The sequence below is a fragment of the Micromonospora sp. NPDC050980 genome, assembly GCF_040653835.1.
Taxonomy (GTDB): Bacteria; Actinomycetota; Actinomycetes; order Mycobacteriales; family Micromonosporaceae; genus Micromonospora.
Map to the genome: position 1 here is coordinate 48,649 of NZ_JBFAGS010000002.1, position 22,968 is coordinate 71,616.

Consider the following 22,968-nt stretch of genomic DNA (forward strand, 5'->3'; position numbering starts at 1 on the left):
GTGTTCGGCCGGCCCGTCCCGGACGCCGCGCCGGGGACTCTCCTTCCGGGGTCCCGTGTTCGGCCGGTCCGTCCCGGACGCCGCGCCGGGGACTCTCCTTCCGGGGTCCCGTGTTCGGCCGGTCCGTCCCGGACGCCGCGCCGGGGACTCTTCTTCGCGGGCCTTTGGAGCTGAGTCGTCGGTGATATCGCGCCGGTCCTGGCGGCAGGCGCCGCTCGCCGCCGTCGCTGATGTGCGCCGGCCGTGCCACCGGCGAGCGCGCGGCAACATCCCCTTCGGTGCGATGCCGATGTCCCGCGCACCGAGCCGGCCGGCCGTCGAGTCGTTTCTGATATCAGCTCGAAAGGCTCTCTGACCGAGGCTCTCCGCGCCCCTGAGCAGAGCCTGGCCCATCCCCGGCGAGCGACAGGCCGGGCCTTCGGGAAGCGTCCGGTGATCAGCGCCAGCGCAGCGGGCCCGGGCGCACTCGCCACCACAACCGCCGCCACCGGGGTCGGGCGTCGCGCAGGGCATCGCCGTACGTCGCGGCCAGGGCCGCCGCCCGGACGGCTTGAGCGGGAGTCGTGGTGCCGGGGGCAAAGGCCACCTGGTTGATCAGATCGGCGAGTTCGTCGACGTCACCGCCGGACGGATCGAGGTCACCCCCACCCGGGGCGGCGCGGGCCTCGGCGAGCGCCACCCGCGCCCGCTCGGCCACCTCCGCCGCCGCCAGGTCGTCGCCCACCGGGCGCCCGGCCAGGCGCAGCGCGTCGGCCAGCTCCCGCCAGGCGCCGGCGATCCGTGCGCCGGGATCACCCCGCTCCAGCCGGGCGCGCGTCAACCGGCGGCGCATCGCGGCAAGGGTCGCCAGCACCGCCCCCACCACCAGCAGCAGGCCGCCGGCGCCGCCGCCGACCAGCACCGGCGTACCCACGCCGCCCCCAGCCGGGCCCGACGCCGGCGCGGCGGCCGGGGGCGTGGCCGAGGGGTCCGCGGTCGGCGCCGGCACCTCCGACGGCGGCGGCTCCTCCGGCTGCGGCCGGAAGTCCTCCTCCACCGGCCGGGGCTCGGAGTCCGGACGCGGCATCGGATCGAACGGCACCCAGCCCACGCCCTCGAACAGCACCTCCGGCCAGGCGTACGCGTCGGCGGCCCGCACCGGCCCGTCGGACTTCGGCCGGAACCCCACCACCACCCGGGTGGGCAGCCCGGCGAGCCGGCCGAGCACCGCGAACGCGGCGGCGAACTGCTCCGAGGTGCCCCGCTGCCCACCGCCGTTACGCGGGCCGAACAGGAAGAACGTCAGGTTCGGGTAGGCGTGCCCACTCGGCGCGTCCGCGGTCACCCGGTAGTGCTCGCCGAGGAACGAGGCGATCGCGTCGGCCCGCGCGTACGGCGCGCCGTTGGACTCGGCGAGCTGGGTGGCGAGCCGGCGCAGCTGCTCCGGTGCGCCGTCGGGCACCCGCAGCACCCGCGACACCGCGTCACCGGCGGGCACGTCCGCGACGGTGACCAGATTCGGGTCCGGCGTCTCCCGGATCGAGGACACGTCGTACCGCAGCCCCGGGACGAGCCCCTCCGGCCGGATCAGCGTCCCGCTCGCCGGGTCGTACGCCACCCGCGCGCCGCTCACCTCGCGCGGCGTGGGCACGGCCGGCAGCAGCCGCCCGGTCAGGTCGGCCACCGTGATCTCCTGGCGCACCACGTCGGTGGTCGCGCCCGGCGCCGGGTCGACGGCGGGCAGGATCCGCCCCGCGTTGCGGTAGGTGGCGCCCACCCGCCACGTCACCCCGTCGTAGTCACCGAGCACCGCCAGCCGGATCCGCGGCGGCCCACCCCCGGTCGAGCCGGCGACCGTGCGTACGTCGAGCAGTCGCTGATCCGCGTTCAACGCCCAGCCGGAGATCCGGATCAGCGGGTTCTCGTCCAGCGACTCCACCTGCGGCGGCGCGACGTAACGGCGCGGATCGACCGGACGTTCGTCGACCTGGCCGGCGACCACCGGGGCCAGCAGCGCGGCCAGCGCCACCACCACCGCCAACCCGACCGCGCTCGCCACGGCCAGCCGCAACCGCACCGCCGCCCGTACCGCCGGGGCGAGCCCCGCCGCCGGGTCCGCCGCCGGGTCCGCCGCCGGGTCGGACCGTCGGCCCGGCGCGGCCAGGCCGACGGCCGCGACGGCCGCGAACAGCACGGTCGGGCCGACCGCCGGCTCCGCGTTCGGCCCCACCACGTAGAGCGCGCCCGCGAAGAGCAGCGCCGGCGGCAGGTAACCCAGCAGCACCCGACCGGCCCGTAGCGCCACCTCGGCGGCGGTCAGCCCGGCCAGCCAGGCCGCCACCACCGGAACCAGCACGGTGTCCGGCGCCGGCTGCACCGGGATCATCGCGGTGAGCAGTCGGGGAATCGCGTTGCGGGCGGCGTCGCCGGCCACCTCGCCGAGCCCGCCCGGCAGCGCCGCGTGGCTCGCCGCCAGCCGCAGCGACAGCAACGTCCAACCGGCCAGGGCGGCCACCGACACCGGCGCCACCAGCCATGACGGCAACCGCCGGGCGGCCACGCTCACCAGCACCGAACCGGCCGCCGCGCCGACCATCAGCCGGCTCAGCAGCGGGTCCGCGTACACCCGGCCCAGCACCACGCCGGAGAGCGCGACCAGCACCACCAACGCCCCCGGCAGCAGCACCGCCCACAACGCCCCCGCCAGCCGGCCGCGCGCCGGCGCCCCGGCGGCCGGCCGCGGCGGCGTCACCGTCACCACCGGCGGATCCCGTCCCACTCGGCGGCGAACGCCGCGCCGTCCGCCGCCTCCAGCACCACCAGGCCGGTCGCGGCGGCCCCCGTCGGCGCGCCCGCGCCGAACATCCCCACCACCACCGACGGGTACGCGCCGCGCAGCGCGCCGACATGCCCCAGCTCCTCGCCGGCGCCCGGCCCGGTGAGGAACACCAGCGTGTCGCCGAGCCGCTCCTGACGCAGCCGGCTCGTCGCCGCCGACAACACCTCCGACCCGCCGCCGGTCAGCTCGACCGCGGCGAGGCGGTCCAACGGCCCGGCCGCCCCCACCGGCTCGACCTCGGCCGGCGCGACCAGCAGCAGGCGCGCCGGCAGGTCCTCCCGCACCGCCGCGGCCACCACCGACGCCGCCGCCTCGCACGCCGCCTCGAACGACTCCGCCACCCCCGCCGAGCGCGCCGGGTGTGCGGCGGCCCGATTGTCCAGCACCACCACCAGACGCGGCAGGCTGGTGTCCACGTTCTCCCGCACCATCAGCTCACCCACCCGGGCACTGGTCCGCCAGTGCACCCGGCGCAGCTCGTCACCGACCACGTACTCGCGCAACGCGTCGAACGTGATCGACCCGTGCGGCACACTGTCGACGCGCCCGTCCAGGCTGCGCCCGGCGCCGGTGGGCACCGCGGACAGCGGATGGATCCGCGGGTGCACCCACACCGGCGCGGTGCCGCCGTAGCTCCGGGCCAGCGCCACCAGCCCGAGCGGGTCACGGCGGACCACCCGCAGCGGGCCGACCGGCACCACCCCGCGCCGCTGCGTCGGCACCGGGTAACGGACCCGGGTGTCCCGGCCCGGGCGCAGCCGCAGCAGCGGCACCGGCACCGGCTCACCGCCGCAGCGGTCCTCGGCCACCAGGTTCGCCGCCCGCAGCCGGCCCGTGTTGCGCACGGCCAGCTCCATCACCGCCGGCTCGCCCCGGGCCACCCGGTCCGGGTCGGGTCGACGCTCGACGGCCAACCGGGGCCGCCAGGCGGCGGTCACCACGGCATAGCCGACCGCCACGCCGGCCGCCGCGCCGAGCACGGTCAGCTCCGGGTACGCGTACCGGAAGCCGACCCCGAGCAGCAGCACCGCGGCGACGAGCAGCCCGAGCCCCCGGGCGGTGATCCCCACGCTCAGCCGTGCACCGGCGCGGGCTGTCCCGACGGCAACGGCACCGGCACCGAGGCGACCGCCTGGCGCAGCACCTCGGCCGGCGTGACGCCGCGCACCTGCGCGTCCGGGGTGAGCATCAGCCGGTGCGCGAAGACCGGCTCGACGAGCGCCTTCAGGTCCTCCGGCATGATCCAGCCCCGGCCGTCGATCAGCGCGTACGCGCACGCCGCCCGGGTCAGCGCGATCACCCCGCGCGGGCTCACCCCGACCCGCACCTGCGGGTGGGTGCGAGTCGCCGCGGCCAGCCGCACCGCGTACGCGTACAGCGGCTCGGCGATGTGCACCCGCCGGGCCATCTGCACCATCTCGCCGACCGTGGCGGTGTCGGTGACCGCGGTCAACGAGTCGGGGGAGCGGACCGTTGCGCCGCGCAGCACCTCCACCTCGACCGCCTCGTCCGGGTAGCCGACGGAGAGCTTCACCAGGAACCGGTCGAGCTGGGCCTCCGGCAGCCGGTAGGTGCCGTCCATCTCCACCGGGTTCTGCGTGGCCACCACCAGGAACGGCTGCGGCACCGGGTGGCGTACGCCGTCCACGGTGACGGTCCGCTCCTCCATCACCTCCAGCAGCGCCGACTGGGTCTTCGGCGACGCCCGGTTGATCTCGTCGGCGATCACGATGTTCGCGAACACCGGCCCCGGGTGGAACTCGAACCCGCGGCTGGCCTGGTTGAAGATGGTCACCCCGGACACGTCCGAGGGCAACAGGTCCGGGGTGAACTGGATTCGCCGCCACTCACCCTTGACGGTCGCCGCGACCGCCCGGGCGAGGGTGGTCTTGCCGACACCCGGCACGTCCTCCAGCAGCACGTGCCCCTGGGCGAACAGCGCGGTCAGCGCCAGCCGGACCACCTGCGGCTTGCCCAGCACGACCGCGTTGACGTTGTCGGCGAGCCGGGCGGCCAGGGCGGCGAAGCCCTGCACCTCCGGCTGGCTCAGCGGTTCGTGCGTGTTCACGGGGCGCCCTTCGACATGTCGCGGTCAGCAGGTGGGCAGCAGGTTGATGTCGTCGCCGCCCTCCAGGTTGAGCCAGGCCCACGGGATGTAGTCCCGGCCCTTGCTGTGGTCCACGCGCACCCACCACGTGCTGCGCTTGTCGTTGTTGTAGATGTAGGCGTAGACCTCCTCGCCCTTCTTCTTGCAGTACGCCTTCAGCCGCGCGCCGTTGCGCTCCCAGCCCGCCTGCCTGTCGTTGTCCTGCTGGGTGACCGAGAAGATCTCGTTGCCGTTGCGCTCGCCGGGCACGTCCCGCGAGCAGTAGGTCGCCTCCGCGCCGGAGGAGCCGTTGCGGCAGGTCGCGATCCCGTAGAGCGCACCGGTGGTCTGGGCACGGGTCGCGGTGTTCTTCCCGGCCGCGTTGCTCGCGGTCAGCGTCACCGTGTAGGCGGTGCCCGGCGTCAACCCGGTCACCCGCAGGCTGGCGCAGCTCCCGCTCACCGTCCTGCCGCCGGTGGCGGCCGTGCAGGTGGCCCGCCCGCCGCCGGCGTCGACGGTGAACGCCACAGTCACCGAGGTGGCGTCCGCCGACGAGCCGGTCACCGTGATCCGCGGCGCGGCCACCGTGCGGGCGGTGGTGCCGGCCTCCGCGCCGGCGCCGGCCTCGTTCACCGCCTTCACCGTCACCGTGACGTTCTGCCCGTCGCCCAGCCCGCCCACCGTCGCCCGCACGTCGGTCACCTCGACCGTCTTCCCACCGGCCTGCACCACGTACGTCGTCACCGGGCGGCCGTTCTCCACCGCCGGCGACCACTGCACGGCGACGGTGCCGGGCCGGTCGGCCACCGTGGACGCGCGCAGCCCGGTCGGCGCGCCCGGCGCCGCGAACGGCACCACCGTGTTGCTCACCGGCGACGCCTTCGACCCGGCGCCCCGGTCGCTGACCGCGGTCACCGTGAACGCGTACTGGGTGCCGTACTCCAACTGGCCGGCCGGCACCACCAGCTCCGTCTTCGGGGACTCGCCGGCCGGGGCGCTCGCGCCGGCCGAGGTCGCGGTCACCGCGTACCTCGTGACCTTGTTGCCCTGACCGTCGGCCTCGGGCCAGCTCACCCGGACGGTGCCGTCGGGCCGCGCCTCGGCGGTCACCGAGGCCGGCGGGTCCGGCACCTCGGCGGTCGGCACGACCGGGTTGCTGCGACGCGCCGGGCCGTCGCCCTCGGCGTTCACCGCGTGCACCGCGAACGTGTACGTCTCACCGTTGGTCAGACCGGTGACCTCCAGCGCGCGCTGGTTCGCGCCCACCTGGTGGGTCTGGCCGCCACCCTCCACCACGTACCGGGTGATCTCGGCGCCGTTCGACGCGGCCGGCTGCCAGCTCACCCGCGCCGAGGCGTTGCCGGCGGCGGCGCGCACCGACTTCGGCGCGCCCGGCTCGCTCACCTTCGGCTTCTTCGGCGGGGGCGGCGGCGGGGGAGCGGGCGGCGGGTCGCCGCCGAGCACGTCGTTGGCGTACTTGTTGACCTCACGGACCCGGTTCCGGTCGTCGACCACCTGGGCCGTGGACGAGTCCGGCGGGTTGATGAACAGGTGGTTCTCGCGAACCTCCAGCTCCACCGGCCCGGGCCGGCCGGTGCCCTTGATCGTCTCCACGAGCTGCCCGGCGGCGTCGAACGAGTAGACCGTGCCGGTGTCCTCGTCGGCGCAGTAGAACCGGCCCGCCCAGGCCACCGCCGGGCTGAGCCGGGAGCCCGACCCGGGGACCGTGAACCGCCTCACCTCGACGCCGTCGCGGACCACGTGCACCGACCGGTCACCCCCGACGGTCACCGGCACCTGCGGCCCGCTGGTGCGCGTCGGCAGGTTGCCGGGCGCGGTCATGGTCAGGTCGGCCCGCCGCGTCTCGCCGCCGGTGACCGTCACCAGTGACGCCGACGTGCGGTCCAGCACCGCCACGCCCTCGTCCAACGTGGACACCACCAGTTCGTGCGCCGGCTCCGCCACGTCGTACGTCTCGACGCGTTTCGGGCTGAGCCCGGCGGGCGGCGCGTCGCCCGGCGTGGCCGGCAGTTCGGCGGCGGTGACCGCCGAGACGGTGCCCTCGCTCGGCACCGCCACCCACAGCTTGCCCGCGCCGTCGAAGGCACCGCCGGTGATGCCCGGCGGGTAGCGCACCGGCTCGCCCACCGGCGTCAAGGCCCGCGGGTCGAGCTGCCGGACGATGCCCTGCACCGCGTCCACCACGAACGCCGCGCCGTCGTGCAGGGCGACGCTGACCCCCAGCCCCGGCGCGGTCGGTGTGGACGCGGTGATCTGCAACGTCGCCAGGTCAAGCGAGCTGACCTGGCCGGTGTTGAGGTCGCGCAGGATCAGCAGCCGGTCGGTCTGGGCCACCTGCATCTGGTGGCGCCGCCCGCCGGGCACCTCCATCCGGGTGTCCACCCGTGCGGTGATGCCGTTGACCCGGGCCAGCTCGCTGCGCGTGGTGCTCCACAGCCAGGACGAGGAGTCGAAGTTGGCCACCGCGTTGTCGGCGGCGCCCAGCCCGAGCACCGTCAACCCCATCGCGGCCAGCAGCGCGGCCACGGTGCCGACGGTCACCAGCCCGCCCCGCAACCGCTTCCGGGGGCGGGCCGTCTGCGGCCCGGCGGTGCTCGTGACGTCCTCGATGGTGGTCACAGCCGGCTGCCTTCCCGCGTCGGTGGAGGAGGCGCCGCACACGGCCGACCCTCCCCAGAGCCGGGAGCCATCATAGGTGCCGGCCGGGACCGGTGGAACCCGCACCGTCTCCCTGTGGACACCGAGCGTGTCCTCGGTGACCGGTCAGTTCGGCGGGCCGCTGCCCTCCCGGTCGGTGCACACCTGACCCGAGGTGGCGTACGCGTCGGTCGAGTAGACCGCCAGCACCGTGAAGCAGTAGTCCAGCTTCGCGCTCAGTCCGTTCACCGTGTAGCGGGTCTGCCCGGCGTCCACGGTGGCCATCACCCCGAGCTTCTGCCCGGCGCGGCCACCGGCCACCACGAACGGCACCCCACCGTTCGTCGGGTCGGTCCAGGTCACCGTGATCGTCGTGGTGTCGTCGCGCAACCGCAGGTCGCCCGGGGGTGGCCCGGTCACCTTCGGCTTCACCGCGCCGGGTGCCGGCGCCGGCGGTGCGGCGTCGCGGGTGCCCCACACCACGCCCCCGGCGACCGCCGCCGCCAGCACCGCGCCCACGACCACCAGGGCCAGCACCCTCCGGTTGCGGCCGCGCGGCTCCGGCTCCTCCGCCGCCGGGTACGCGGCGGGTCGGTGGAAGGCCGACGGCACCGCCGCCCAGGAACCCCGCTCCGGGTACGCCGCCGGTTCCGGCCGGGTCTCCTCGGGACAGTCCAGCAAGCCGTCGTAGACCGGCAGCGGCCGGCCCTCGACCGGCATGTCCCCGGCGGCGCTCCGGTCCGCCCCGGCGATGCCGTGGCCCGCCCGGGGCCCCTCCACCGGACGCGCGGCACCTCCGCCGGCGACCTGGGTCTCCGCCGCCTGCTGCGGCTCGGGGCCGGTCGCACCGTCCACCGGCTGCGGCGGCGCCACGCTGCTCCACGGTGGCGCGGTCAACCCCCACGGCGGTACGGCCGGACCACTGACCGGCGCAGCCGGCAGCGGGTGGCCGCCGACCGGTGCCCCGCTGACCGGATACGCGCCGGGACCGCTGGCCGGGTGTCCGGGAGGGCCGCTCACGGGATGCCCGGGCGGTCCGCCGGCCGGGTGTCCCGGGTGGCCATCGACCGGGTACGTGTGCGAGGCGCGTGCCGGATAACCAGACGGCCCGCTCGGCGGACCGGCCGGCGGACCGCTGATCGGCTGGGTCGCCGGCCCGCTCGCCGGTCGCCCGCCGCTCGCCATCGGTCCGCTCGCCATTGGTCCGCTCGTCGGTGGTCCGCTCGCCATTGGTCCGCTCGTCGGTGGCCTGCTCGCCATTGGTCCGCTCGTCGGTGGCCTGCTCGCCATTGGTCCGCTCGTCGGTGGCCCGCTCGTCGGAGGCCTGCTCGTCGGCGGTTCGTTGACGGGGAGCGCGGTTGCCGGCGGTGCGCTGACGGGAGGTTCGCTGCCGGCTCGTGGGTCCGGGGATGGTTCGGTGATCGGGGCCGGCGCGGCGGCCGACGGCGCGGCGGCGGCCTGCCGTTCCGCCTCCTCGCGCAGCAGCGGGCCGATCTGCCGCACCTGGATCGTGGGTCTGTCCCAGCCCGGACCGGACGCCGACGCAGCCGCCGCGGGCTCGTCGGCCTCCGGGTCCGCCCCGGTGCCGGGTGGCGGCGGCGACGGCCGGCGAGGCGGCGGAATCACCGGTGCCGGGGGTGGGGAAGCAGCGGCGGCGGTCGGCGCCGACCGCCCGGGGCGCGGCGGCGGATCGACCGGCGTGTGGGACGGGACGGGCGTCACCCCTGGGCCCGGAACGGACGGCGCCATCCCGGCGCCTGGCACCGGTGTCGCCGCAGGGCCTGGCACCGGTGTCACTCCGGGGGCCGGCCCGACCGGCGTCACCCCGTGGCCCGGCGGGGCAGCAGGTGGCGGGACCGTCGGGGGCGGCGGGCCGTCGGCACCGACGGCGGGCGACGCCGCGGAGTGGAAGGTGGCCTGAACGGGCTGACCCGAGGACCGGGGCGAAGCCCGGTCGGGCGGCGCGGAGAAGGGTGCGGCGCCGTTGCCGGGCGGCGCGGAGAATCGGACCGTGCCCCGGCCGGGCGGGGCTGGGACGCGGGCGGTGGCGTCGTCGGGTGGCAGCGGCGTCCGGGTGCTCGGGGACGGCGACGCGGACCCTGGCCAGGACGGCCGAGGCGTCTCCTGCGGCGGTGGCGCCCACTCGGCCCCGGGCACCGGCGCCGCCGTGGGGGCGGGGAGCGGCGGCGGGACGGGCTGGGGAGGATGTGCGGACGCGACCGCCGGCAGCGATACGGTGGGCCCGGCCAACGCCGGATCGGAAGCACCGCCGGCAGCGGCGGCGGAGCCGCCGACGGGCAGGCCGTAACCGCCGGGAGCGGCGGCGGAGCCGCCGAGGTAGTGGCGGGCTGCGCGTACCGCGGGGTGGTCCGGACCGAGCACGGCGGGCCCGGCGGTCGCCACCCGACCGTAGTTGCGGCGGGCCTCGTGCCGGTTGCCCAACTCCTCCGCCACACCGGCGAGGTCGAAACTGAGGGCCAGCATCAACGGGTCGGCTTCGCCGCGGCGACGCTCGCCCGCCGCGTACGCCTCCTCGAGAACGCGGCGGGCGGCGGCCGGGTCGTCGGCCTCGCGGTGCAGCCGGGCGAGCAGGTGGCCGCTGGTCAGGACGTCCTGGTGGTCCTCGCCGTACGCCGGTCGCGCCGTGGTGATCGCGTCGGCGAGCAGGCGGCGGGCACCGGTCAGGTCGCCCGCGGCGCGAAGCGCCAGGGCCTGGTGTTGCGCGGTGGTCAGCGGGGCGGGGTGGGACACGTGGGCAATGCTGCCCGGACTCGCCGGTTCTGCGCTACCCGCCCGGATCGCAGCGGTTCTGAGCTGGTCAAATATGGTGCGTCAGTGGTGATGTGCATGATCGTTCCGGGCCGTGTACAGTAATCTCCCGTGCGGCCCGCCGGGCCGGCCGATGCGGTGAGCCGATCACCTCGGTCGATTGGGTAGGCTGAACGAGCAGGTCCGGGTGGCGGAATGGCAGACGCGCTAGCTTGAGGTGCTAGTGCCCGTATAGGGCGTGGGGGTTCAAGTCCCCCCTCGGACACCAATTTGCAGCATCCATGCTGTGTTTCGCGTACTGGTGGTCAAGCGCGCTTGACCACGCAACTCTCAGCGCAGCGACCCCCTCGATCGACCTTGTCTCGATCGGGGGCGATTGTCGTGGCTGATCGTTCTGTAGCTCCTGTCATCCCGCCGGTGTTGCTGGCCGACCGAGGGTCGGAGTCCCGTCGTCCCCGTGGTGGAGCGCGCCGTCCCCCGTTGCCGCTGCCGGTGCTGCCGTCGCCACGCGCCGGCACGATGGTGTACGGCCTGGCTGCCATCGACAACAGCGGCAGGATCGCCGACCGCGCGGTCATCCGGGCCCTCGGCTGGGCGTCGGGCTCGCGTCTGCACATCCGCGAAGGTGGCGGAGTCATCGTCGTCCGACTGGATCGGCAGGGCGTCTTCACCGTCAGCGGTCAAGGCCATCTCCATTTGCCGGCGGCCGTGCGGCACTGGTGCGGCCTGACCGTCGGCGACCGGGTGTTCCTGGCCGCCAGCCCATCTGAAGGCCTGCTCGTGGTGCATCCGCCCGCCGCACTGGACGCGATGGTCGTCGCGGCGCACGCCGAGGCGCTGGGCGGTGGCCAGGCATGAGCGACACCACCGTGGGCCGGGCGGAGCTGGATGCCGCGCGGTTGCTGCTGGCGCGGATGGGCATCTCGCCGGCCGACCTCGTCGAGGCGGCGTCGGACCGTCCACCGGCACCGACGTTCGCCGAGTACGTGCCGGTGGTAGCGGCGGCGGTCAGCGACGGTACCCGGCGGGCGTACGGCTCGTACTGGAAGCGAGTCCTGGAGCAGTGGGGACAGCGGCGGCTCGACGAGCCGACTCCGTCGGAGATCGAGCAGCTCGCCGAGTACACCAAGACGCACGTGGTGGCCCGGCGCAACGCGCGGGGCGGGCGAAGCGCGGCGGAGCACCTGATCGCCGCGCTGCGGTGCCTGTACAAGCGGGCCGTCGCTGACGGGTACGTTGCCGCGGCGGACAACCCCGCTCTCAAGGTGGCCAAGCCGCGGCGCCTTCCGAGCACCAGAAGAGCCGTAGCGGACAGCAGGCTGGCGGAGATCAACGCCGTCGCCGCGAGCACGGGCGATGATCCGGCGCTGGACAGCCTGTTGTTGCGGTTGCACACCGAGACGGCGTGCCGCCGGGGTGGTGCGCTGGCGTTGCGGCCGGTCGACCTGGATCCGGATCAGTGCCTCATTCTGCTGCGGGAGAAGGGTGACACGGTGCGGTGGCAACCGGTGTCACCGACGCTGATGAGGCATCTGCAGCAGCATGCCGAGGAGCGCCAGGCGGTGGGAACGGGGCAGCTGCTGCGTTACCGCAACGGGCAGCCGATCACCTACCGGCGCTACGACCATCTGTGGGTGCGTCTCGGTGAGCACCTGCCGTGGGTGTACGTGCAGCAGATCAGTACGCACTGGCTGCGGCATACGACGTTGACTTGGGTGGAGCGGAACTTCGGCTACGCCGTGGCGCGCGCGTACGCCGGTCATACCGACAGCGGCAGCGACGCCGGTGTCACCAGCACTTACGTCCGAGCGAGTCTCCAGGAGGTCGCGGCTGCTCTGGCGGCCCTGGCCAACGAGTCTCATCCTCTCGCTTGAGCTGGAACTATCGCGGGGTGGGCCTGGTCGTTACGTCCAGGCCTACTCGCGGGGGCCTATTTGCAACGAGGCCGTAGCCAAAGCGGGGCCACGTAGCGTCGGCATCCGGATCTGCCGAGTTGAGTGCGCTTGCCCATTTTGGGCGAGCCGGCAGGCAGAGCACCCTGCCCGGTGACGGCCATTGCCCGGCACGGCTCAATCGCCGCAGGCACCATAAATACGCGTGCATGGCATACAGTGACCGTTTTTCATCCTGCGTAGCGGTTGGCTTCGACGTGGTGCAGAACGAGGATGGCCTGCACGATCGCGGTCGCTCGGCGCGGGCAGCAGCGCAGCTTGGCCAGGATTTTCCAGGTCTTGAGCGTGGCGATCGCCCGCTCGCCGCGCGCGCGGATCTTCGCGTGGGCCCGGTTGACCGCCTTCTGCCGGCGTGACAGCTTCGGCCGGAACCGGCGCCGCTTGAACGGCGTCCGCACGCCGCCGCGGGCTCCTTGATACCCCTTATCGGCAAAGGTCATCACCTCGGCGCTGGTCAGCGCGTCGATGATGCCGTGAGTGCGGGCGGCGGTCAGGTCGTGCGTCGCGCCGGGCAGCGCGCCTGAAGCCCTCACGAGGCGCCCGACCGCGTCGGCGATGACCTGCACGTTGACGCCGTGACGCTTGTGTTTTCCGGAGTAGTACGGCTTCTGGTCGGCGACCCGGTCGATCGGGATCAGCGTGCCGTCGAGGATCGCGTATGCCAGCCGCCGGATGCGCCGCATGGCGGTGTTCAGGTCGTCGGCGGCTGCGCTGAGCAGGGCGATTGCTTCTTGGACGTAGCGCCAGGCGGTGCTCACGCCGATCTCGAAGCCGGCGGCAAGGCGCGTATAAGTGTCGCCGTTACGCAGGTGGGCCAGGGCAAGCAGCGCCTGACGGCCCGGAGCCAGCCGCCGCCATCGGGATTCGCGCTGCTGGCGGTGCACGCGGATGCGCTCGGCGAGGTGGTTCAGGGTCCGGCTGGACAACGAGATCGTGGACGGGTAGGACAGCATGGCGAGGCTCCCGGTCGGGGCATCGGGTTTGGTCGATTTACTGTCCTACCTGGAGCCTCGCCCTCATCGATCGCCGCCCCCGACCACCCCGCGCCGACCTGCAAGATCAGGTTGGAAAAGGCTCAGTGCTCTTGTCCTCGCTGCGGGCGTCGCGCAGGGTGGTGCGGAGGTCGTCGAAGCTGCCGACGAGGCGTCGGATGTCGTCTTCGGTGAGGCGATGGGAAGCCTGCGCCTGTGCTGCCGTTGCCGCGTCGCGTCGGGCGAGGGCGGCGGCGTGTTGGGTGGCGTGGAGTCGGCGGATCGTTTCGGTGAGCCGGTGCGAGGCGAACACCTTCAGCAGCCAGTTGTCGAGCGCGGGGACGATGTCTCGTTCCGCGACGTAGACGTTGCGGGGGTGCTGGACGTGGTTGGCCAAGGCGTACTCGTTCAGGTGGCGGCATCGGCGGGGCGGTATCGGCGCGGCTCAACCGCTTGGTGCACTCGTCCGTGCCCCTGTCCCGCCACCCGGTTCGCCGTGGACAGCGGGGCACCATCACCGCAGGCGCGCACCGATGAGGTTTCCGCGTCGAGCCCGTCGGTACGTGGGAGACCGACCTACGAGAGGCTGGCACGATGCGCAGACTGACCTTCGCCATGAACGTCACGCTGGACGGCTACATCGCCGCGCCCGGCGACGACCTCGGCTGGAGCGGGGGTGACGGACCGGACTCGTCGGCGGGCGACGAACTGTTCCAGTGGTGGTCCGATCGGGTGGCGGCGACGGACCTGGCGCTGTACGGGCGCAAGGTGTGGGAGGGGATGAGCGCCCACTGGCCTACCGCCGACCAGAGGGCCGGCGCCACACCGGCGGAGATTCAGTTCGCCCGCCGCTGGCGGGACATGCCGAAGGTGGTGTTCTCCTCGACGGTCGACACGGTCGACTGGAACACGCGCCTGGTCGCCGGCGACGCGGTCGCCGAGATCACCCGGCTCAAGACAGAGGACGCGGGCGCGATGGATGTCGTCGGCGCGACGCTCGCTGGTGCGGCGATGCGGGCCGGGCTGATCGACGAGTACCTGCTGGTCACCTACCCGGTCCTGGTGGGCGGCGGCACGCCGTTCTTTACCGCGCTGGACAACTGGGTGAAGCTGACCCTGGTGGAGACCCGGACGTTTCGGGGCGGCGTGCTGCTGACCCGGTACGAGACACGGCGATGATCACAGCGTCGGGGGCAGGCCCAGCCACGGTATGCCGGTGGCGTCGAACCCGGTGAGTTCGGCGATCGTCCCGTCGACGATGTGCAGGACCGCGATGGCGGACAGCCGGTGGTCCGGGTCGTCGGGGGTGCGCAGGTAGAGCGCGGCGGCTGGCGTGCGGTTGACCATCGTGGTGACACCGCGCCAGTCGTCGTGGCCGGGCTGGAAGAGCCCACCGGAGACCCAGCCGTCCACGGCGTCCCTGGCCGTGACGACCGAGGTGCCCGCCTGGGGCAGCATCACGAAGCGCAGGTCGTCGCGCAGCAGGGACATCAGTTTGTCGAGATCGTTGCGCTCGTGGGCGTCGATGTACGACCTCACCATGGCGCGTTCGTCGGCCGACAACTCGTGGGCGGCGGGGCTCCGCCAGTCGAGGCGGCGGCCGGGCAGCTGCCCACGCATCGTCACGCGGGCCCGCTGCAGCGCGCTGGTCACCGATGCGACGGTCAGTTCGAGGGTGTCGGCGGCCTTCGCCGCCGGCCAGCCGAGGACGTCACGCAGGATGAACACCGCCCGCTGCCGCGGCGGCAGGTGCTGGACCGCGACGATGAACGCCAGCTCGATCGTCTCCCGCGCCACCACCGACTCCTGCGGGTCCGCCGGCAGCATCTGGTCGGGGTACGGCTGCAGGTACAGCACTTCGGAGCCGAACTCCGTCAGCCCGGCCGGCACCGGGGTGCGGTCGTTGCGCTTCTCCAGGAAGTCGAGGCAGGCGTTCGTCGCGATCCGGTACAGCCAGGTTCGCAGCGCCGCGTGACCCTGGAACGACTCCCGCTTGTGCCACGCCCGCAGGAACGTCTCCTGTGTCAGGTCTTGGGCGTCCTGGTAGTTCGCGAGCATCCGATAGCAGTGCACCTGCAGCTCACGCCGGTGACGCTCCGTCATTCGTGCGAACCGCGCCGGGTCTCCGGAGCGGACCGCCGCGATGAACGTGGTTTCGTCGGCGCCCAACGGTCCAGCGTCGGTCATCGTCAGTAGTCCTTCCACCGATGCGAGAAGCTAACAGAACTGACGACCTGGCGGAGGATTTCTGATCGGCGGGTCCAGAGCAGCCGCCCGAGCACACACGCGCCCCAGGCCCGGTGATCAGCGCCGTGGGCGCCCCGGCAGCTGTATGCGCGTAGTGTGCAGAGTTCCGTTGTCAGCCGCATGGGCCGCTCGTCGGGTGTGCCCAACCCCACAAATCTGGCCAGTTCCCGGGGCGGACGAGTTCGGAGTCGGCGCGGTTCAGCTGCGAGCGCGGCTTCTCGACCGCGTTCGATCCTGCTGGCGCCCCTCTCGGGTTGGGGGCCATCCCAACCCTTGCCACGGGCGGTCAGAACCGCCCCTGGCCAGGTTGGTGTGAGGCGCCTCGGTCGCGTGCCGCCCCACGCCAACGATTCCTCGCCGCTGGCAACGACGGCGGGTTGCCGGCCCGCCGGCGTCGCAACGGCCCCGGTGCCTCAAGTTCCTGAGCGCACGCCCCGACCGGGTATTCCTCCTGCCCGACACGAACGGCAGGCACGTGCGGCTGTGGTTCGACTCCGACGTGTCCGATCACCTGGACCGTCTCGACGGCGTCCTCGCCGGCGAGCGCACCGAGATGTGGTCCGGCGTGACCGTCGCAAGCGGGGTGTCGTTCGCCGAGCTGCATCTGTGATTCGCGTGGTTCCTGCCCGGCTGCTGCCGCGTCGCCGCCGACGACGGCACCGACCCGGCCGAGTCGGCTAGGAATCACCTTCGACCGGCCCGGCGGTCGTCTCGCCGGCCAGTTCGACGCCGGTGAGTTCCGCGCACCTGTCGAGCAACTCGTCTACCAACGCATCGATGCGCGCCCGTGTCGGTCGCCAGTCGCGTCCGCTGACATAGCGGCCGGTGACCAGGGCGTCGGGGTCGGTGCCCACGGCGAGACGCACCTGCGCCCGAGCCGCCTCGTCCGGGCTCGTGGGCGCGGCGTCACCCCCCATCCTGGTTCGCACCCAGCCGGGGTCCACCGCGTTGCTCAGCGTGCCGGGCCAGCGGCGGGCCACGGCGACCGCGAGCGCCAGGTCCAGGAGTTTCGAGCTGGCGTACGCCTGCACGCCGTCCCAGGGCCGCAGGTCGTAGCGCAGGTCGGTCAGGTCGGGCACCCCGTCGGCGGCCATCGCCGACGACACGAACACGAGCCGCCCGGGCGGTGGCAGCAAGGCCGTCAGCAGGTACGGCGCGAGCACGTTCACCTGGAAGGTGGACTCCAGTCCGTCGCCGGTCAACTCCCGGTCCGCGGCGTCCAGCCGGGCGATGCCCGCGTTGTGCACGACGGCGTCGAGCCGGCCGAACGCGGACAGTGACCGGGCGAGCGTCCTGGTCTGCTCGATGGAGCGCAGATCCCCGACCACGATCCCGGCGGCGGCCGGCAGCGCCGCCCCGGCGACCGCCGCCCGCTCCTCGTCGCGGGCGTGCACGACCACCCGGTGCCCCTGGTCGACGAGTTGCGCCGCGGTTCGTCGGCCGATGCCCTGCACCGAGCCGGTGACGAGTACGGTGCCCATACCGATCCTTCCATCGTGGTGCCGCCGCACCCTGGTGTGCCGATTCGTGATCGAGGCAAACCCGCGCCGCTTGGTGGTGTCTAAACGCGCTGCGCGACCGGCGCGCCAAGCCGGGCCCAAGTGGTGGTTGGTGTGCTCGCCAGGTGAAGAGATTCCTCGCCTACGGCCTGGCGGTCACGCTCGGCGCCGGGCTGACCCTGGTCGCGGCCGGCGCCGCGCTCGCCCGCCCCTACTGCGACGTACCGAACCCGCCGTCGGCCTGCGACGACGGCCCGACCGAGCCGCCTCCGCCGCCGGTCGGCAGTGACAAGTATCCGATGGGCGCGTTGGAGTCCTGGGAGTACGTCGGTGGCGCGGTCCGGGTCAGCGGATGGGCCAGCGACCCCAACGGGGGCCCCGTCCAGGTGACGGTGGGCACCGATGCGCCGCCCGCGGTGACCCGGCCGGCGAACCTGTGGCACGTCGCCCGTGGCGCCTTCGTCGGCTTCTCCTTCACGGTGCCGAGCTCTCCGGTGGCCGGGGTGCACCGGTTCTGCGTCACCGCGAACAACGTGCCGGACGGCAGCCTGCCCGTGCCCGAGGTCGCCCCGCTGTCCTGCCCGCAGTACACGGTCGCGCCGACGCCGCCCAGCGACCTGACGTTGTCCACCACGTATCACGCCGGCAAGCGCAGCCTGGACGTCACCTTCACCGACAACTCGGTCCGGGAGGACAGCTACCGGATCGACCTGGGTTGGCTGCGGACCACACCGGACGACACCCCGACCGATCCGGGGCTGCCGACCACGCCGCCCGGCGGACCCGCGCTGCCGACCCCGCAGCCCACCTGGGGCGCGCCGATCCCGACCACCGAGGTCGGCGTCGCCCGGGCGATCATCTACGGCACGCCGGAGACCGGACGGCGTACCTGGCACTTCACCGACCTGCCCGCGGCGTTCGTCCACGTGGTGGTGGTCTCGACCGAGGCCGGCCTGACCTCCGACGCGCTCAGCGGAGGGATCTCCACCCGCTGACCCGCAGCGGACCGGCCGCACCGCCGCCGACGTCGCGGCAGCTCGCCCGCTTTCGGGCGCCGAGCTGCCGCGACGTGCCGAGCGACGGGCCGGCAGGACGCCCGGCCAGATACCGGAACCCGACCGTACCGGCCCGCCGCGTCGAACGCGGGATCTGCGGGGCCGGTACGCCCGGCTAGGGTCACGGGGTGACGACGATCGGCGTGTTCGGCCCGGTCCGGGCCACCCGCGGCGGCGCCACGATCAACCTCGGCGCGCCTCGACAACGCGCGGTGCTGGCCCGGCTGGTTGCCGGCGGTGGCCGCGCCGTGTCGGTCGACCGGCTCGTCGAGGACCTCTGGGCGGGAGACCCGCCCCCGCGCGCCCAGGCAGCGCTCCAGGTGTACGTGTCGAACCTGCGCCGCGCGCTGGAGCCGGACCGTCCGTCGCGCGCGCCGGCCCGGATCCTCGTCACCGCCGCCCCCGGGTACGCGCTCGAAGCGTCCCTGGTGGACGTCGACGCCTGGCGCTTCGAGGCGGCGCTGCGGGCGGTCACGCCGGACGCCCGGCGGGGAGCCGCCGCGACGCTCACCGGCTTGGACGAGGCGCTTGCCTGCTGGCCCGACGGCACCCCGTACGCCGAGTTCGCCGGGGAGTCGTGGGCGGATCGGGAGGGCGAGCGGCTGGCCCAGCTACGGCTGGCCGCCGTCGAGCAGCGCGCGAAACTCCTGCTCGATGCGAATCGGCCGGACGAGGTCGTGCGTGACCTCGACCCGCACGCCCGGGAGCACCCCCTGCGGGAGCGGGCCGCCATGCTGCTGGCGGTCGCGCTGTACCGGCTCGGGCGGCAGGCTGACGCGCTCGGCGTGCTACGCGACGTCCGTGCCACGCTGGCCGAGCAGTTGGGCATCGACCCCAGCCGCGAGCTACGGATCCTGGAGACGGACCTGCTGCGCCAGAGCCCCCGCCTGGAGGCCACCGCGCCCGCGCCGCTCGCACCGGCGGTCACCTCCCCGCCCGTCCCCACCGCCGCGGCACGCCCGGCGCAGCCGTTGGGCCGCGAGACGGAACTGGCCCGGCTCCGGGCCGCGGCCACCCGTGCCCTCGGCCACGGCCTCGGCATGTGCTGGGTCGGCGCCGAGGCGGGAGCGGGGAAGTCGACGCTGGCACAGCAGCTCGCCGGCTCACTCGTCGCCGACGGTTGGCAGTCGCTCGTCGGTGGCTGTCAGCAGGTGGAGGGCACCCCGCCGGGCTGGGCCTGGCGCGAGGTGGTCACCGCCGCCCGGCAGTTCCTCCCTCTTGACGACGCCGAGACGCGCGGCCTGCGCCTGCTGCTCGACCCCGACCCGCCGGGCGGTGCCCGGGGCGAGTACGACGAGTTCCACCTGCGCCGGGCGCTCGCCGCCTACCTGGCCCGTGCGGCCGACCGAGCCCCCCTGCTGTTGGTGGTCGAGGACGTGCACCGCGCGGACACCGAAACCCTGCGGATCCTCCGGCACGTCGCCACCGCCCTGGCCGGGGCGCCGGTGCTCGTCGTGGCGACGTACCGCCCGGACGAGGTCACCGACGACCTGGTGGGGGCGCGGGCGGCGTTGGCCGGGGTGCCGGCGCTCGACCTCGACCTGCACGGCCTGGAACCGGAGGACGTCGCCGAGTTGCTGCGCCGCCACGGTGTGGACAGCGGCGACCCGCAGCTGCCCCAGCTGGTCAGGGACCGTTCGGGGGGTAATCCCCTGTTCACCGTGGAGCTGGCCAAACTGGTCGCGGCCGAGGGGCCGGCGGCGGCGCTCGACGGCGTTCCCGCCGGCCTCGGTCACGTGCTCGCCCGCCGCCTGGCCCGGCTGCCGGCCGGTGCCCGCACCGTGCTGCGGCACGCCGCGGTGTTCGGCATGGAGGCCGACGTCGACACGCTGCTCGCGATCGAGGGCGGCCCGGAGGAGCCGATCCTCGACGGCCTGGAGGCCGGCGTGACCGCGGGTCTTCTCGTCGAGCCCGCGCCCGGGCGCGTGCGGTTCGCCCACGCGCTGATGCGTGACGCGCTCCGGCACAGCGTTCCGCTGCTGCGCCGCACCCGCCTGCACCACCGGATCCTCACCGTCCTGCGCGATCAACACCCTGAGGACGTGGCGGCGCTGGGCCGGCACGCGCTCGCGGCCCTCACCCGGTCGACCGCCGCCGACGCGGTCGGTCACCTCGTCATGGCCGCGCGTCGCGCCGGTGAGCTCGGCGCGCCGCGCGAAGCCGCGGCGCTGTGGGCCGGCGCGCTGCGCGCCGTCGACCTGGCCCCGGCCACCGCCGATCGGACCCGGCTGGACCTGCACCGCGAGCTGGCCGCCGCCAGCGCGCTCGCCGGTGACGTGCTCACCGCCCGCACGGCGCGCGCCCACGCGCTCCGGCTCGCCGACGGCCTCGGCGAGCCGGCGGCCGTGCACGCCGCGCTGACCTGCATCGACGCCCCGGTGACCTGGACCATCAGGCCCGACCGCATGGTCGACGAACCCCTGGTGCGGCGACTGGAGCGAGAGCTGCCCAGGGTCGGTCCGGACCGTCCGGCGCTGCGCGCACGACTGTTGAGCACGCTCGCGTTCGAGATCGAGGGCGCCGACCTGGACCGTGCCGACGAGGTGACGCGGGAGGCCCTCGCGCTGGCTCGCGGCCAGGACGATCCTTCGGTGCTCTGCCGCGCGCTCAACGCCCGCTATTTCGTCACCGTAGCCCCCGCGCACCGCGCCGAACTGCCCGTCGTCGGCCGGGAGTTGCTCGCCACCGCCGACGCGGCGGGGCTGACCGCGTACCGCTGTCAGGCCCACCACATCCTCTATCAGGCGGCGCTCGCCGCCGCCGACTTCGACCGCGCCCGCCACCATGTCGACCGCGCCGTGGAGGAGGCCACCACCGGGCAGCTCGGCCTGATCCTCGCCGTCATGGGGTGGTTCGGCGGTCTGTGCGCCCTGTTCCGGGGCGACCTGGACGAGGCGTCCCGCCGCTACGCCGAGGTCAGTGACCGGATGGGCCGTGTCGGCGGCCCGAACGCGGCGGCGATGGGGCTGATGGGCCGCTTCACCGTGCTCAGCGTCGCCGGGCGCGGGCACGAGGTGATCGACGAGCTCCGGCGGGTGCACGCGCGGGTGCCGGACGACACCCACGACGTGCTGGCCCACGCCCTGCTCTCCGCCGGTGACCACGAGGCCGCCCGGGCGGTGTGGCGGCCGGACTCGCCGATCCGCCCGGACTACCTGTGGCTGTACTGGATGACCCTGCGCAGTCAGGTCGCGGCCCGGCTCGGCGACGCGCCGGTCGCCCGGCGCTGCTACCGGGAGTTGACGCCGTGGGCCGGACGTTTCGCCGGGCTGGAGTGCGGTTCGATCTCGCTCGGGCCGGTGGACCAGACCCTCGCCGAACTCGCCGCCGCGCTCGGCGACCGGCCCGCGGCCGCCGCGCACCGCGACGCCGGTCTGCGCCTGGCCCGCACGGCCGGCGCCGTGCCCTGGTGCGAGGAATCCGCCGACGTCCCGACGGTGGCATCGAGCCGGCCATGAGCACTCACCCGCCGCCGAACACCAGCGCCTCCCGCCGCCGGAAGCCCGGCCGCAGAGCGGCGAGCATCAGCCGTAGCACCGGCCCGGCGGTCCGCGTCAACTCGGCCAACTCGTCGGGCTCGGCATAGCGCTCGATCCGGGGTAGCTCGAACCGCAGCGCGCCGCCCCTGCGCACCGCGCGTTCCACCGCGTTCCAGTCCTCGACGCTGACGTATCGTCGGATCACCGGGAACACCAGCCGTTCCTCCTCCTCGATGTGCTCGTCGAGAAGGTCACGCAGGTGGGCCAGGGCCGCGGCGAGGCGCCCCGCGGCGACCCTCGTCCGCTCACCCGCCTCATCGCCCGAGGTGACCACGGCGAGCAGGTCGTCCACGGCTGCCCGCGTCTCGGTCAGCACCGGCTCCAGTGCCGCGTGATCGTCGCTGAGCTCCCGCAGATCGATCTCGCCCGAGGCGGAGCGCGCCAACACCGGCCAGAGCACCTCGTCCTCCATCCGGTGGTGATGGTGGACGCCGTCGCACAACAACGACACGTACGTCCGCAGGGCGCCCGCCCGGCGACGGTCGTAGGTGATCTGGCCGGTCGCCACGCGGTTGAGCAGGTCGGCCAGCCGCCGCGTGTCGGCCCGCATGGTGCGGTGATTGATCCGGAAGCCGAGAAGGTTCGGTCCGGTCTCGGACTCGGTCGCGTCCATGTTCTCCTCCGGCCGCCTGCCCGGCGGCCCGCTCGGTGCGGTTACGTGCTCCGAGTCTGCGGTGGCGCACATGGCGCGGACTTGGCGTCGACTTGGCCGGCGCTCCCGCGGCCCGCCGCGGCGGCCCACGGCCGGCCGTTGCGGAGGCCGACCCGGATCGCGCAGCCGCCTTTCAGGCCTCGTGGTCCCCGAGCAGGTCGATCATCCATGGCTCGCGGGGCACCTGGTCCGGGCCGGCGACCCGCATGGCGCCGAGGCAGGTGAGCAGCATGCCCTTGGCCAGGAAGTCGCGTGCCTCGGTTTCGCTGGCACCGGTCAGGTCGCGGACGGTGCGGTAGATCCGGCCGAAGCGGTCCCGGACCACCGGGCCGATCGCGGGGTCGGCGCTGGCGGTGAAGCCGTGCAGCAGCACCGTGATCAACTCGTGCTGGGCGAGCAGGTCGTCGTAGGCGGCGCCGAGGCTTTCGAGGGTGGGCGACTCGGCGGCGGCCTGCTGGAACCGCTGCTCGATGCGGTCACAGGCGCGCTGCACGGTGGCGACGAAGAGTTGCTGCTTGGTCCCGAAGATTCGGATCACGTACGGCTGGGAGACCCGGGCGAGCCGCGCGACCTGGTCGGTGGTGGTGCCGGCGTAGCCACCGGTGGAGAAGGCGGTGAGCGCGGCGTCGAGGAGCTCTTCCTGGCGCTCCTCGGCGGTGAGGCGGGTGCGGGCCACGAACGCCACCCTACCTTGCCAAGGCATCGGCTGATAAGTAAGGTGG

General features: G+C 74.2%; 17 protein-coding genes, 1 tRNA gene and 1 pseudogene. 7 read left to right on the plus strand and 12 right to left on the minus strand.

Features of this window, described 5'->3' with window-relative positions:
* Positions 1-436 precede the first annotated feature (436 nt).
* The 6 genes and pseudogenes from AB0H28_RS04255 to AB0H28_RS04280 form a co-directional block, all read right to left on the minus strand.
* Complete coding sequence (locus tag AB0H28_RS04255; protein WP_358035138.1) at positions 437-2,731, minus strand: transglutaminaseTgpA domain-containing protein; 2,295 nt, start codon at positions 2,729-2,731, stop codon at positions 437-439.
* A 2-nt stretch (positions 2,732-2,733) separates the two neighbouring features.
* On the minus strand, positions 2,734-3,888 hold the full coding sequence (locus tag AB0H28_RS04260) for a DUF58 domain-containing protein (protein ID WP_358033999.1): 1,155 nt from the start codon (positions 3,886-3,888) through the stop codon (positions 2,734-2,736).
* Between the two features lie 2 nt (positions 3,889-3,890).
* Positions 3,891-4,886 (minus strand): MoxR family ATPase, encoded by a 996-nt coding sequence (locus AB0H28_RS04265; protein ID WP_358034002.1) that lies wholly within the window; start codon positions 4,884-4,886, stop codon positions 3,891-3,893.
* A gap of 24 nt (positions 4,887-4,910) precedes the next feature.
* Complete coding sequence (locus tag AB0H28_RS04270) at positions 4,911-7,544, minus strand: fibronectin type III domain-containing protein (protein WP_358034006.1); 2,634 nt, start codon at positions 7,542-7,544, stop codon at positions 4,911-4,913.
* Positions 7,545-7,688: 144 nt separating this feature from the next.
* Complete coding sequence (locus AB0H28_RS04275; protein WP_358035140.1) at positions 7,689-8,435, minus strand: fibronectin type III domain-containing protein; 747 nt, start codon at positions 8,433-8,435, stop codon at positions 7,689-7,691.
* Positions 8,436-10,139: 1,704 nt separating this feature from the next.
* A pseudogene (locus AB0H28_RS04280) lies at positions 10,140-10,313 on the minus strand (hypothetical protein); the annotation flags it as partial.
* 199 nt (positions 10,314-10,512) lie between these two features.
* On the opposite strand from AB0H28_RS04280, the gene AB0H28_RS04285 reads away from it, so the two are divergent.
* The 3 genes from AB0H28_RS04285 (at position 10,513) to AB0H28_RS04295 (ending at position 12,205) form a co-directional block, all read left to right on the plus strand.
* Positions 10,513-10,599, plus strand: a tRNA-Leu gene (locus AB0H28_RS04285).
* A 212-nt stretch (positions 10,600-10,811) separates the two neighbouring features.
* Positions 10,812-11,189: an AbrB/MazE/SpoVT family DNA-binding domain-containing protein gene (locus AB0H28_RS04290; RefSeq protein WP_358034008.1), complete on the plus strand. Its 378-nt coding sequence runs from the start codon at positions 10,812-10,814 to the stop codon at positions 11,187-11,189.
* Positions 11,186-12,205, plus strand: a complete 1,020-nt coding sequence (locus tag AB0H28_RS04295; RefSeq protein ID WP_358034011.1) for a site-specific integrase — start codon at positions 11,186-11,188, stop codon at positions 12,203-12,205. The genes AB0H28_RS04290 and AB0H28_RS04295 overlap by 4 nt, the downstream gene beginning before the upstream one ends.
* 248 nt (positions 12,206-12,453) lie before the next feature.
* Here AB0H28_RS04295 and AB0H28_RS04300 read toward each other — a convergent pair whose 3' ends face one another.
* Positions 12,454-13,236: a transposase family protein gene (locus AB0H28_RS04300; RefSeq protein ID WP_358034014.1), complete on the minus strand. Its 783-nt coding sequence runs from the start codon at positions 13,234-13,236 to the stop codon at positions 12,454-12,456.
* A 106-nt stretch (positions 13,237-13,342) separates the two neighbouring features.
* A complete protein-coding gene (locus tag AB0H28_RS04305) occupies positions 13,343-13,651 on the minus strand; it encodes a hypothetical protein (protein ID WP_358034016.1) in 309 nt (102 codons plus the stop codon).
* 197 nt (positions 13,652-13,848) lie between these two features.
* On the opposite strand from AB0H28_RS04305, the gene AB0H28_RS04310 reads away from it, so the two are divergent.
* On the plus strand, positions 13,849-14,433 hold the full coding sequence (locus tag AB0H28_RS04310; RefSeq protein ID WP_358034019.1) for a dihydrofolate reductase family protein: 585 nt from the start codon (positions 13,849-13,851) through the stop codon (positions 14,431-14,433).
* On the opposite strand, the gene AB0H28_RS04315 is transcribed toward AB0H28_RS04310, so the two are convergent.
* A complete protein-coding gene (locus tag AB0H28_RS04315; RefSeq protein WP_358034022.1) occupies positions 14,434-15,441 on the minus strand; it encodes an RNA polymerase subunit sigma-70 in 1,008 nt (335 codons plus the stop codon).
* A 535-nt stretch (positions 15,442-15,976) separates the two neighbouring features.
* Between AB0H28_RS04315 and AB0H28_RS04320 the strand changes: the two genes are divergently transcribed.
* Positions 15,977-16,111, plus strand: coding sequence for a hypothetical protein (locus AB0H28_RS04320; protein ID WP_358034025.1), 135 nt, complete (start codon positions 15,977-15,979; stop codon positions 16,109-16,111).
* Between the two features lie 67 nt (positions 16,112-16,178).
* On the opposite strand, the gene AB0H28_RS04325 is transcribed toward AB0H28_RS04320, so the two are convergent.
* Positions 16,179-16,982, minus strand: coding sequence for an SDR family NAD(P)-dependent oxidoreductase (locus AB0H28_RS04325; protein WP_358034028.1), 804 nt, complete (start codon positions 16,980-16,982; stop codon positions 16,179-16,181).
* Positions 16,983-17,125: 143 nt separating this feature from the next.
* Here AB0H28_RS04325 and AB0H28_RS04330 point away from each other — a divergent pair, with 143 nt between their 5' ends.
* Both AB0H28_RS04330 and AB0H28_RS04335 read left to right on the plus strand, forming a co-directional pair.
* The gene (locus AB0H28_RS04330; RefSeq protein ID WP_358034031.1) at positions 17,126-17,995 is read left to right on the plus strand and encodes a hypothetical protein; all 870 of its coding nucleotides are present in this window, start codon (positions 17,126-17,128) and stop codon (positions 17,993-17,995) included.
* 188 nt (positions 17,996-18,183) lie between these two features.
* A complete protein-coding gene (locus tag AB0H28_RS04335; RefSeq protein WP_358034034.1) occupies positions 18,184-21,513 on the plus strand; it encodes a BTAD domain-containing putative transcriptional regulator in 3,330 nt (1,109 codons plus the stop codon).
* Positions 21,514-21,517: 4 nt separating this feature from the next.
* On the opposite strand, the gene AB0H28_RS04340 is transcribed toward AB0H28_RS04335, so the two are convergent.
* Together AB0H28_RS04340 and AB0H28_RS04345 are read right to left on the minus strand one after the other, a co-directional pair.
* Complete coding sequence (locus AB0H28_RS04340) at positions 21,518-22,207, minus strand: hemerythrin domain-containing protein (protein WP_358034037.1); 690 nt, start codon at positions 22,205-22,207, stop codon at positions 21,518-21,520.
* A gap of 172 nt (positions 22,208-22,379) precedes the next feature.
* Positions 22,380-22,922 carry a TetR/AcrR family transcriptional regulator gene (locus AB0H28_RS04345; RefSeq protein WP_358034039.1) on the minus strand — a complete coding sequence of 181 codons (543 nt, stop codon included), beginning with the start codon at positions 22,920-22,922 and terminating at the stop codon, positions 22,380-22,382.
* Between the last annotated feature and the right edge of the window lie 46 nt (positions 22,923-22,968).